Annotated in this window: 14 protein-coding genes; 8 read left to right on the forward strand and 6 right to left on the reverse strand. The window is 53.5% G+C overall.

What is annotated here, in order from left to right:
• A partial coding sequence (locus INT22_RS19915; RefSeq protein ID WP_193068792.1) for an antibiotic biosynthesis monooxygenase family protein occupies nucleotides 1-309 on the reverse strand: 309 nt, incomplete at its 3' end.
• A gap of 62 nt (nucleotides 310-371) precedes the next feature.
• Nucleotides 372-722, reverse strand: a complete 351-nt coding sequence (locus tag INT22_RS19920; RefSeq protein ID WP_193068793.1) for an NIPSNAP family protein — start codon at nucleotides 720-722, stop codon at nucleotides 372-374.
• Nucleotides 723-797: 75 nt separating this feature from the next.
• Between INT22_RS19920 and INT22_RS19925 the strand changes: the two genes are divergently transcribed.
• The 5 genes from INT22_RS19925 (at nucleotide 798) to INT22_RS19945 (ending at nucleotide 3,239) form a co-directional block, all read left to right on the forward strand.
• The gene (locus INT22_RS19925) at nucleotides 798-1,538 is read left to right on the forward strand and encodes an ArsR/SmtB family transcription factor (protein ID WP_193068794.1); all 741 of its coding nucleotides are present in this window, start codon (nucleotides 798-800) and stop codon (nucleotides 1,536-1,538) included.
• 110 nt (nucleotides 1,539-1,648) lie between these two features.
• Complete coding sequence (locus INT22_RS19930; RefSeq protein WP_193068795.1) at nucleotides 1,649-1,969, forward strand: hypothetical protein; 321 nt, start codon at nucleotides 1,649-1,651, stop codon at nucleotides 1,967-1,969.
• Between the two features lie 79 nt (nucleotides 1,970-2,048).
• Nucleotides 2,049-2,513 carry a YpsA SLOG family protein gene (locus INT22_RS19935; RefSeq protein ID WP_193068796.1) on the forward strand — a complete coding sequence of 155 codons (465 nt, stop codon included), beginning with the start codon at nucleotides 2,049-2,051 and terminating at the stop codon, nucleotides 2,511-2,513.
• Between the two features lie 70 nt (nucleotides 2,514-2,583).
• The gene (locus tag INT22_RS19940; protein ID WP_193068797.1) at nucleotides 2,584-2,943 is read left to right on the forward strand and encodes a VOC family protein; all 360 of its coding nucleotides are present in this window, start codon (nucleotides 2,584-2,586) and stop codon (nucleotides 2,941-2,943) included.
• A 59-nt stretch (nucleotides 2,944-3,002) separates the two neighbouring features.
• Nucleotides 3,003-3,239, forward strand: a complete 237-nt coding sequence (locus INT22_RS19945) for a helix-hairpin-helix domain-containing protein (RefSeq protein ID WP_193068798.1) — start codon at nucleotides 3,003-3,005, stop codon at nucleotides 3,237-3,239.
• A gap of 59 nt (nucleotides 3,240-3,298) precedes the next feature.
• On the opposite strand, the gene INT22_RS19950 is transcribed toward INT22_RS19945, so the two are convergent.
• Together INT22_RS19950 and INT22_RS19955 are read right to left on the reverse strand one after the other, a co-directional pair.
• A complete protein-coding gene (locus INT22_RS19950) occupies nucleotides 3,299-3,931 on the reverse strand; it encodes a LysE family translocator (protein WP_193068799.1) in 633 nt (210 codons plus the stop codon).
• A gap of 42 nt (nucleotides 3,932-3,973) precedes the next feature.
• Nucleotides 3,974-4,804, reverse strand: a complete 831-nt coding sequence (locus INT22_RS19955) for an AraC family transcriptional regulator (protein ID WP_193068800.1) — start codon at nucleotides 4,802-4,804, stop codon at nucleotides 3,974-3,976.
• A gap of 178 nt (nucleotides 4,805-4,982) precedes the next feature.
• Between INT22_RS19955 and INT22_RS19960 the strand changes: the two genes are divergently transcribed.
• Nucleotides 4,983-5,876 carry a dihydrodipicolinate synthase family protein gene (locus INT22_RS19960; RefSeq protein ID WP_193068801.1) on the forward strand — a complete coding sequence of 298 codons (894 nt, stop codon included), beginning with the start codon at nucleotides 4,983-4,985 and terminating at the stop codon, nucleotides 5,874-5,876.
• Between the two features lie 65 nt (nucleotides 5,877-5,941).
• On the opposite strand, the gene INT22_RS19965 is transcribed toward INT22_RS19960, so the two are convergent.
• Together INT22_RS19965 and INT22_RS19970 are read right to left on the reverse strand one after the other, a co-directional pair.
• Nucleotides 5,942-6,910 carry a zinc-binding metallopeptidase family protein gene (locus INT22_RS19965; RefSeq protein WP_193068802.1) on the reverse strand — a complete coding sequence of 323 codons (969 nt, stop codon included), beginning with the start codon at nucleotides 6,908-6,910 and terminating at the stop codon, nucleotides 5,942-5,944.
• Between the two features lie 140 nt (nucleotides 6,911-7,050).
• Nucleotides 7,051-7,938, reverse strand: coding sequence for a LysR family transcriptional regulator (locus INT22_RS19970; RefSeq protein ID WP_193068803.1), 888 nt, complete (start codon nucleotides 7,936-7,938; stop codon nucleotides 7,051-7,053).
• Between the two features lie 144 nt (nucleotides 7,939-8,082).
• On the opposite strand from INT22_RS19970, the gene INT22_RS19975 reads away from it, so the two are divergent.
• The gene (locus tag INT22_RS19975; RefSeq protein ID WP_193068804.1) at nucleotides 8,083-9,231 is read left to right on the forward strand and encodes an MFS transporter; all 1,149 of its coding nucleotides are present in this window, start codon (nucleotides 8,083-8,085) and stop codon (nucleotides 9,229-9,231) included.
• 211 nt (nucleotides 9,232-9,442) lie between these two features.
• Nucleotides 9,443-9,800, forward strand: a 358-nt coding sequence (locus INT22_RS19980) for an ATP-binding cassette domain-containing protein (RefSeq protein WP_193068805.1), incomplete at its 3' end; no start/stop codon positions are given.

Consider the following 9,800-nt stretch of genomic DNA (forward strand, 5'->3'; position numbering starts at 1 on the left):
GAGCCGGGCGTTCATTCCGTAATCTCGGATGATGGAAGCGACACGCAGCCGGTAGTCGGCAAAGATATCTTGTCGACCAGCTTTCTGAGCCGCTCGGTGAGATTCAAGCGAACGCCACTGCTTCACGGCATCTTCATCTCGCCAAAAAGACAGCGACAGCACTTTGCCGGGCTGCGCCAGGCTCTCGAAGCGCTCAATCGATAGAAAACCGTCGATAGCTTCCAAATCTTGGCGTAATGCGCTGGCAGTATCCAAGTAGTCTTGATAACGGTCAGTATGTGGAAACACTTCGAAGATCACAGCGATCATGGCCAATTCCTTATATTCATAAGCTCTTTATATTCTCAGACTCTTTTATAGTCACAGCGTCGTTACGTCGATACGTTCATTACATCGACAGCTTCAATGCCCAAGGTGCCGTCTACCACCTCAACAAAACTGCGCTCCTCTTTGAGGATGAATCGTTGCTCTTGGGCCATTGTGAAGTTCGCGTGTCCTCCTTCATCAGATCTCAGCCGAGCGCGATAGGCCTCATAGGAAGCCAGGCTATCGAAGGCTATTAGGCCCCAGGCGATATTGTTGGTGCCCTCTAAAGGCAGGAAGTAGCCAATAAGATGGCCACCGCACCAGGGGATGATTTTTCCCCAGTTTTTGGCGTATTGCTTGAAAGCGTCGCGTTGGAAAGGGTCGATTTCGTAGCGAATGATGCAGGTAATGCTCATCTGATTATCTCCGTTGAAAGGCAACGGAGACGATACCTAATTGCCGCACCCAAATGGTTCGACTAAGATCGAACCATGAATGAAGCCCCTAACATTGTGCGCGTTGCCGCACTGATCGGAGATAACGCTCGGGCGGAAGCGCTCTGTGCCTTAATGTCTGATCGCGCGCTAACGGCGACTGAACTGGCAAATATGGCCGGTGTGACTAAGCAAACCATGAGCTTCCACCTCGGAAAGCTGCGAGAGGAAGGATTGCTCGCGGTCGAAAAGCAGGGGCGCCACCGCTATTTTAGGCTGGCGGGGCCACATGTTGCTGAACTTTTGGAGTCGCTGATGGGCCTCGCTTTCCGAGGCGACGATAAGCATCTGTCCATCGGCCCGCGCGACCCTGCGCTGCGCAAGGCCCGAGTTTGTTACGACCACCTTGCAGGGGAGCTGGGGGTTTTTGTGTACGAACAGATGCTCGAGACAGATATCCTTCAGCAGCTTCCAGGCGGACTACAGCTGACTAACCAGGGACGGCTGTGGTTCCAGAAACATGGCATTGATGCAGACGCGCTGGCTTCTTCGAAGCGATCATTTTGTCGAGCGTGTTTGGATTGGAGCGAGCGTAGGAATCATCTTGCCGGCGCGCTCGGGGCGGCTCTGCTTGCTCGAATTCAGGCGCTTGGCTGGGCGAAACGGGAGGAAGACTCCCGCGTTATCGTTTTCAGTGCCAAAGGGGAAGCGTCGCTGCGGGCAATGTTCGCAGTGAGCAACATGCCACTTACTCCCGACACCTCACCATTAGAATCCTTCTCGCTTGTTTGTAAATAATGTTCATTTTTCAGTGCTTGTAGCTACTTACTACCGCAGGCATTATCAGCGCTCGTGATTGCTGGCCGAAGGCGGCAACCATAAGGATTTCGTCGCACTGGGGGGAAGTAATGGGGAAGCTCTTTTCACTGATCGTACTACTGGCAATTGGCTACGTGGGCATCTATATCTATTACGGTGTCGCCGTAAAACAAGAAGTGCAGCAGCAATTGGATGATCGCGGTCTGTCTTCGGTGAGTGTTGATAGCGTTGAGTATGGTCTATTCGCGCCGATTAACACCTCTGCAGAACTGACAGTAACCGTTACTTACCGCGGTTCTCAGGCAGCAGTGAACATGGTGGTGCAAGGGCACCCGGTGTTTTCAGACGACGTTAGCGTTGAGTTCGATGGTCTTCAAGCACTGAGCTTGGGGATAGGCTTCGGGCAGTAGGTTTTACAACGTCCGCTTTCACTTACAACACCGCGTGGCAAACGCGTTTGCCGCTCGATCAGAGACACGTGGCTAATTTATGCTTTCCAAAATTATGAGTGGCGGCCAAACGGGCGCTGATAGGGCGGCTCTCGATGCTGCCTTAACATTAGAATTTCCCATTGGTGGAACGTGTCCGGTGGGCAGAATGGCCGAAGATGGGCCAATGAGCAGTATCTATACCCTCGAAGAGGTCAGCGGTGATTACCGTCAGCGCAACCATCAAAATGTACAGAACGCGGATGGCACCGCTATCTTCTATGCGTCTTATCTTCAAGGGGGAACAGAAGCCACTGCACTTTTCTGTATTCAGCAATCAAAACCCTACAAGCTAATTGATATTGAGCTGATAGACCCACTGCACGCGGCGATGTTGCTGGCCGACTTTGTGCATGATCGCAACATTAGCGTCTTAAACGTGGCAGGCCCCAGAGCCAGCACTTGCCCGGTAATGTACGCGTACGTTAAGCAAGCGATTGAACTGGTTATTAAGCAGTCACGTTAGGCTAAGCTGTCACTGAGTGGCAACTAAACGTGCTCATAATCTGAATTCGGCAACGTAAAGGAACAGACCTATGCACCTGCATGAAAAGCTTAATTACGTCGAGTTTGCAGCGAAAGATTTAGCGGCGACAAAAACGTTTTTCACGGCGGTGTTCGGCTGGGAATTCGTCGATTACGGCCCTGAATACAGCGCGTTTTCCAACCAGGGATTAGATGGCGGCTTTTATCATTCAGATGCCTGCAGTCGAACCGCTAATGGCGGCGCACTGCTGGTTTTCTATAGCGCGGATATTAACGCAACGCTCGAAAAGGTAGAGCAAAGCGGCGGTGACGTCATTCAGCCTATTTTCGAATTCCCAGGCGGCTTTCGCTTTCACTTCCTAGAACCCAGTGGCAATGAGTTTGCGGTTTGGTCAGAGGCGCGCACTTAAAACGCGAGCGTCCCAGAGGTCTTTTAAACCCAGAGATCTTGTTAAAGAGGAGTATATGAGTGGCCTTTTCTGATGCAGAAAGAGATGCGCTTTTGAGTGTCAAAGGTGTTGGCCCTACCGTCCTCAAGCGTTTTGAAGAGATTGGTATCGACTCATTTGCTGAGCTGGCCGCCCGCCAAGTTGATGAGATAGCAGAAATGGTGGCCGCCATGCTGCACACCACCTGCTGGAAAAATAGCCCGCAGGCAAAGTCAGCTATTTCTGCCGCTATTGCCAGAGCGCAAGAGGGTGTGTGACACACTGCAAATGTAGCGAGCAATCAATGGTTAGAATGCTCGCTACCTGTGTCATCAGGCTAGCTAGCGTTAAGCGGCAGCCAAACATGCTCATAGCCAATCGATAACGCCACGGCGACCAGCAGCCCCGCCATTACCCAGTTGAAGCCCTGAATGATCCCTGCGCTTTGAATGCGCTGGCCAACCAAACTGCCCATCAAGACATAACTGCCGGGTGCGCCAGCGGCTAATATTGCCAGCCCGAATGCCCAAACCACCAAGCTAATCCCCTCAATACCCGCCGCAGGAAATTGCAGTGTGGCAAGGGGGAGGGTGGCAATAATGGCTTTTGGGTTAAGCAGTTGCATCACCAGCCCATCGCGAAAACGCAGCAGATGTACGGTGTGGTCATGGTTGTTTAACTGGGTGTTTAAGTCGCTACTTAAATCAGCGCTTGAACGGGCAATTTTTATTGCGAGATAAACAATATAGCTACACCCCAACGCACTCACGACGATCAGTGCTTCATCGTCGATCCAAGCGGCACCTGCCCAGCCCAATAGTAATAAGTAAGTAAACATCGCGGTGCCTACTCCCAGACAAAAACCGAGCGATTTTTTGGCTTGGCCATTGATGCCAACGCTTAAGCCCAGCAGATTCACAGGCCCAGGCGTATACATAGCGCCCAGGGCATAGGCGACGATTCCTAGCATGGTGAAGCCTCGTTTGTTTAATGGCAGTTCTAAAACTGGGGATTAACGCGCGATATCGCGTTGGTATTGGTGGGGTGTCATGCCATAAATGCGCTTAAAGCGCCGATTAAAATGACTAAGGTCAGCAAAGCCAAAGCGTAGCGCCACTTCGTTAAGTGGGGCACCGGCGTCTAGTGCAGTACGCGCCGCATTGATTCGGCAATTAATCACGTACTGATGGGGGGTAATGCCGTAATGCTGGCGAAACAGGCGCAAGAAATGGTACTTGGATAAATGCGCTGCCTGGCAAATATCATCCAGCGACATATCGCCTTCCAAGTGGGCGTGGATATACTCCTTAGCCAGACCTAGCAGGGCATCAGGTCGGCTTGTGATGGGGTTGGGTTGTGAAATGCCGCCGAGTTGAACGGTTCTCTCGATAACCCGATAAAGCGCATTTTCCTGATCAATACAGCTACCTGCTTGGGAGGTGACCAAGCGCGCCAGTTCCAAAATGGCGTGGCGCAGTTGCACATCCTGAATCAGCGTTTGGTTGGAACGAAAATCCGTGGCATGTTCGCGCCCAAGCGCATCCGCGAACAGCGGCTTGACCTGTTCTGGGTGGGCATAAACCATCAGGTAGTCCAGTGCATGCTCACCGCCTGGTTGGCCATCGTGAACCTCCTCAGGGTTGAACAGAATCACATTGCCCGGCGGGCTTTTGTGAAACTGCCCGCCGCTAAAAAAATCCTGACGCCCGGCCAGCGTTACGCCGAAGGCAAATTCCTCATGGGCATGACGGTCATAGCTGAAATCTTCAATTGCCGCCTGAAGCACCGTCAGTGTTGGCACATGCTGACTTTTGATGAATTGAAACCGGCTTGTATTTGCCATGCCAAGCCTCTCCTGGTTAAGCGCTATTGGTTAAGTACTACCACCTAGCTTATGCGCTCCTGGATATCAAATGCTTGTACATAATTGCTAACTAACCTTGAGAGACTCGCTAGCCTCATCATGCAGCATCACGTATGTTAATAGTCTCTTAACTGTCATCGTAAAAGGATCATTCACCATGTTCACTGGTTTGAGCGCTTTTCCGCTAACCCCCATGAACGAGCAGGGCATACATGAGCATGAGTTTGCTCGTTTAGTGGAACGCCTGGTGGAAGCGCGGGTGGATTCTATCGGCGTGCTGGGGTCGACGGGCAGCTACGCTTATTTAAGTGGTGAAGAGCGCGCCCGCGTAGCCAAGCTATGCGTTGAGCATGCCGCCAGCGTGCCAGTGGTGGTAGGCATAGGTTCGCTCCGCACCCGTGATGTACTGGCCAATGCAGAAAGCGCCCAGCAAGCAGGCGCTAGTGGCGTGCTGTTGGCGCCAGTTTCCTATCAAAAGCTGACCGAGGATGAGGTATTTGGCCTTTTCGAGACGGTTTGTCGTTCGCTGAGTGTGCCGCTATGTGTCTATGACAACCCAGGCACTACGCACTTTGAATTCAGTGATGAACTGCATGGTCGCATCGCTCAACTGCCCCAGGTTCGCTCGATTAAAATTCCTCCAGTGCAGAATGATATCGCCGCCGCACAGGCGCGCGTAGCACGGCTGCGGGGATTAATTCCCAGCGACGTAACCATCGGCATTAGCGGCGACCCAGCGGCCGCCACGGGCATGCTGGCTGGCTGCGATGCCTGGTACTCGGTGATTGGTGGGCTATACCCTGAAACTGCGCTGGCGCTAACCCGTGCCGCCCAAGCAGGAGACGCAAAAGACGCCAACGCGCTTTCCGCTGCGCTTGAACCGTTATGGGCGCTCTACCGCGACTTCGGCGGCAGCTTGCGGGTAGTTGCTACTATTGCAGAACTTACCGGAACAGTAAGCCAACCCTGTTTGCCCCAGCCGCTACAAACGCTGCAAGGCGATGCGCGGAAAAGGGTGGCGGCGGCGATTGACACTATGCAACTAAGCTAACGCGTTTATCGATGGTAGGCCCTGGCTAAAGCGCTGGCTTCCCCAGGGCCTGTTGCAGATGCGAATTAAAGCCCTTGAGCACCGCGCCGCAGCCAATTATGCACGAAGGCTAGCTTGCGCATCGCTGCGTCGGAAAGCACAAACGGATAAAGATCCGAAAGTCCCATTGAGCGGTTTACATGATTAACCCCGGCGACTAATGATGCCGCGATATGAATCAAGCGCTCAGCGTCCGGTTCGGCGTAAGCATCCCAGCCATAGGTGTTGGGCAAGGCTGGAGAGGTCATGCCCGCCGACACAAAACTATCGGTGATATCGGTCAGGTGCAGCAGGTGCGAGGTGGTTTCCGCCCAATCCTCATGAGGGTGGGAGGACGCATAGGTAGACAGAAATCGCTGCCGCCAATCCACGGGTGGGCCATTGTGATAATAGTGCTGCAACGCTGCTGGATAATCCTCGCGCTCATCGCCAAACATCTCACGAAACGCATCAAGAAAGTCATCCCGTAAGCTCAGCCGCCACCACAGCATATGGGCGATTTCATGGCGCATATGGCCAATCATCGTGCGGTAAGGCTCTGCCAATGCCTCTTTGCGAGTTGTGCGTAACACTGCATCAGCTTCTGCGACACTGATGGTAACCACACCGCCCACATGGCCCATGGGCACCGGCGTTCCCCCTTCGGCCAGCATATGAAATACGGGTGGCGCGCCAGGGTCTTCCGGGCGAAACCAGTTCCAACGGCCAAGGTTGTCGATTACCCAGCGTTTAGCTGCCTCCGTTTGCGCCCAATTGGGCATGGCATCTGAAATGGAAGGGTCGGGTGCTAGGGCCGTCATCGCGCAGGCGCGGCAGAATTCACCTTGCTTAGGCGCAATCCAGTTGCAACCAATGACTTCGCGGTTGGCGCAGAAGGGCGGCATCGGCAGAAAGGCACGCGCTTGCGGGTCGTAAGCCACAGGCACACCGTCTGCGGTCACCAAATTATCAAACCAGAGTGAACCGGCACCGACCGGATTAGAAAACACACGCATAGGTCGGGTATCTCAAAAGAAACGAGACTTCAGTCTAGGAGCCAATGCCGCGATAAGCCAAACACATCTACCTTAATTTCTGTGTGGTTGGGCAAAAGCAGCGCAAGTGTTGGGGCTTGCTATCACGCCATTCTCCAAGCTTATGAAGGAGGCGCTTCAACGAGATTCCTAAGCTGCTCACTCAGAGGGTTGTCTTTCTTGTAGGCTAACAGTAGCGGCGGGGAAGAGCCCCCGTCGGCAAGCGGTATGGCTACCAGCCCGTGAGCCATCGACGCGGCGCTGGCGGGCAGGATGGTAATGCCAATACCGGCGCCAACGAAGCACAGCATACTGCCAATATCGGGCACTTCCACAACATGGCTGAGAGAAACCCCTGCTTTATCGGCCAATGTCTCCAGTTGGCGCCTCAGAAATGTTCTTTGCGTGGCGGGTTGGAGTAAAAGCCGCTCGCTGGCTATTTCGCTAAAATTGATGGAAGGCTTTGCCTGCAGCCGATGGCCTGGGGGGAGTAACACGAGCAGCGGTTCATCTCCCAGTCTGGAAACCGATAAACCCGCCAGAGCGTTCTTGTCCAGCTCAGCTCGTAGTACCGCAGCGTCAAGCTTACCCGCTTTCAGCGATGCGATATGTAAGAGGGCATTCCCTTCGCATAGCTGCAGTTCGATCAGCGGGCGCTCGGTGAGCAGTTTAGCCAGGGACGAGGTGAGGGAGTTGGAGAAAATCGCGCTGGCCGAATACCCAAGGCGCAGCGTGCCGACTTCACCCTGGGCTGCCTGCCTAGCAACGCTGATGCCTCGCTGTGCAGCACTGAGTATCTCCAAGCTTTCACCAAGAAAGACCTCGCCTGCTTTGGTGAGCTGGACACCTCGGGTATTGCGCTCAAACAGCTTCACACCCACGGTTTCTTCTAATGATTTAATGCTCTGGCTCAGCGGTGGCTGGGTAATATGCAATCGCTCGGCAGCGCGTCTGAAGTTAAGCTCCTCAGCAACGGCAACAAAGTGCTTAATCTGTTTCAGTTCGACCATCTCGTCGCTCCTCCGGTGACCACAGCATACGCTGATTTCTGATGCTGCACTCTGTCGAAACAGCTATCACTGCGATACCGATTCCGACCTTCATTCGAGCCTTGAGCGTACGTATGGTAATGCCTGTCTAAACAGGAATAAGCCATGCGTACGGCCTTAATCATTGGATCGCTCGGCGCTTTTTTTAATTTGTACCAGCTTCAGGCGCTGTTTCCAGCGTTAGTCGAGCGCTTCGGAACAACGGCCACTGGCGCTGGCTGGTTAACGATGGCGTCGCTGCTAGGAATGATGTTCACCGCGCCACTGACTGGCGCTGCGACAAAACACGCCAACCCTTCGACCTTATTGATAGCTGGCTTTTTCACATTGGCCGCGATTAACGCCTCAATGGCATTGACGACTAGCCAAGATGTGCTTTTCGTACTGCGGCTAGGCCAGGGCATTGTCATTCCCTTCCTATTAACCGCGACGATGAATTTGGTCTCTCAGCGACCAAGCAGCTTCGTGCCGCTGTACGTGACCGGCACTATAGTTGGCAGCACACTCAGCCGGTTTTACCCTGCTTGGTCGGTTGGTGCCATGGGTTGGGAGCTGGGCTTCTTAAGCTCTGCATGCCTAATGATGCTATCGGCGGTGGCGGTTTATCTTCTTCCGAAAATTACTTATCTGAAAACAACTGGCGCTGAACCAATGCAGCGTACTGAACGGCATCAAACGTCGGAGGCATATACAAGGCGCGCGCTTACTGACAGTACGCTGCTCATTGCCTATCTCACGGGTTTTGCACTGCTCTTCACGCAAAGCGCGGTGTTTACGGCACTGGGTCTATGGCTTGCCCAAGAACCCTATCATTGGAATTCACAGCAGATCGGCACGATCTATCTGGCGTGCCTGCCCGCACTTGTCTGCGTGCTCACTGCCAGCGTATTGCGGCGCTACCTAAGCGAAGTAGCGATTGCCATATCACTCATAGCGTTAATCTGGGCATCGCTGTGGCTGATTAGCACAACACGCCTGTCTATCATGCTGAGCGTGGCGCTGTTTGCCATAGGAACTTATCTGTTCCAAACAGTGACGACCCAGTTATTAAGCAGTACGCGCCGCGTACCCGCCGGTGTTGCCGCTGGCATATACCTCTCTTGCTACTATTTAGGCGGCGCAATGGGCGCAAGCCTTGCGGCGTATGCCTTTGCGATATGGGCCTGGAAAGGAGTAATTACCAGTATAGCGATAGCCCAGGCAGTTATCTTTTGCCTAGTCATCGGCACCCGGCATTGCGCTAAAAAGCGCTGAGCGAAAATCTTCCTAACAGCTCATAGCTAGCGAGTGTTATTTGTATTATGGTTTAAATCCTCCCACGTTTAGCAGAGGTATTTGTCCAATGAACCATTGATGCCGCCGTTGCAATAACGGCCAGTCTCCATCCCCCCAGTAGCAAGGATCGTCTTTGAAATGGTTCTTGGGAGGGTTCTAGAGAGAGTTCTTGGCATCGTTGGAATCACACATGACAAATACCTATCTCACCTTAAAAGGTGTTTCCTACGTTCTGTCGGATGGCAGAACGCTTTTCACTGATCTTCACGAGCAGTTCGATAACCGCCCAACCGGGTTGGTGGGGCGTAATGGTGTCGGCAAAACAGTCCTAGCCCAAATCCTCGCGGGCCTAGTGCAGCCAACCACTGGCCATTGTCAGCGCCCCGGCAGCGTCCATTACCTTGCCCAGCAGGTGGCGCAGCCGCAGGGCGCTTGTGTCGCTGATCTTGCCGGTGTTCGAACAACGCTGGATGCGCTGGCACGCATTGAGGCGGGCAGCACAGCGCCGGAGGATTTTGAGACAGTCGAGGATCGTTGGGATATGCCCC

The sequence above is a fragment of the Halomonas sp. 3D7M genome (assembly GCF_014897885.1).
Lineage (GTDB): Bacteria > Pseudomonadota > Gammaproteobacteria > Pseudomonadales > Halomonadaceae > Vreelandella.